The organism is Acidovorax sp. KPB24-03, from assembly GCF_057546605.1.
In genome coordinates, this window is record NZ_BAAJYR010000681.1 from 1 (window position 1) to 1,264 (window position 1,264).

Here is a 1,264-nt window from a genome sequence, read left to right on the forward strand (position 1 = left end):
TGCACGCCCGCCTGCTGGAGCGCGAGCGCGCCGCCCTGCGCCAGGCCCTGCAGCGGCGCTGACCGGGCGCACGGCCGCCGCCAGGAGTGCCCCCACAATCGGCCCACCAGAAGCTTTTCCTTTCTCCAGCGCCGCCATGCAGCACTTCAGCCTTCGCCAATCCATTCGCCACGGGCTGGTGATCGCCGCGTTCTGCGCCGCCATCGCCGGCATCCAGCTCGCCTACGGCCGGGGACCGTGGGACGTGCAGCTCGTGTACTCCCTGGCCATCGGCCTACCGAGCTGGCTGCTGATCGACATCGGCCGCCTGTGGCTCTCACGCCATAGCCCCATCCCGTGGCCCCTGGGCTGGCGCGGCTGGGCGCTGGTCGCGGTGGGCGGCTCCATCGGCTTTCAGTTCGGCTCGGCCCTGGGCGATGCCTACCGCGAGAGCATGCACCCCGGCCTGACCCTGGCGTCGGCAGGCGGCCCCAGTTCGGCCATGGTGACGACGGTGCTGGCGTGCCTGGCGCTGTCGTTCTTCTTCTACGCCCAGGGAAAATCGCGCTTCCTGGAAGGCAAGATCGCCGAGGTCGAACGCGACGCCGCCGAGGCGCGCCTCAAGCTGCTGGAGGCGCAGCTGGAGCCGCACATGATGTTCAACACCCTGTCCAACCTGCGCGTGCTGATCGCCGCCGACCCGCCCCGCGCCCAGGCCATGCTGGACCACCTGATCGACTACCTGCGCGCCACACTCGGCGCCTCGCGGGCCACGCTGCACCCGCTGGCCGACGAATTCGCCCGGCTGCGCGACTACCTGGAGCTGATGTCGGTGCGCATGGGCCCGCGTTTGGCCTACACGCTCGACCTGCCCGAGGCGCTCGCCCGCGTGCCCGTGCCGCCGCTGCTGCTGCAGCCGCTGGTGGAAAACGCCATCCGCCACGGCCTGGAGCCGAAGGTGGAAGGCGGCAGCATCCACATCGCCGCCCGGCCATTGCCCGACGGCCTGCTGGAACTGCTGGTGCAGGATTCGGGCGCCGGGCTGGCCGCAGGCGGCACCGCACCGCCCGGGCCACCCGGCCCGGCGCGCCAGAGCTTCGGGCTGCAGCAGGTGCGCGAGCGGCTGCACACGCTGTACGGCGAGCAAGGCACTATTAATTTGATAGCACAATGCCCTAGTGAAACATGCGCCAGAGCCCAAATGACCCTGAACCATCTGACCCTGTCGCTGCAGTTCGCGCGCTTTCCCGGGGTGCAGGAACACCGCGCCGCCCTGCCCCGCCTC

1 protein-coding gene is annotated in these 1,264 nt (G+C 70.5%); it reads left to right on the top strand.

Annotation, left to right across the window (positions count from 1 at the left end):
• Window positions 1–136: 136 nt before the first annotated feature.
• Window positions 137–1,264: sensor histidine kinase (locus AC27KI_RS25160; protein ID WP_487116510.1), on the top strand; the 1,128-nt coding region annotated here is incomplete at its 3' end.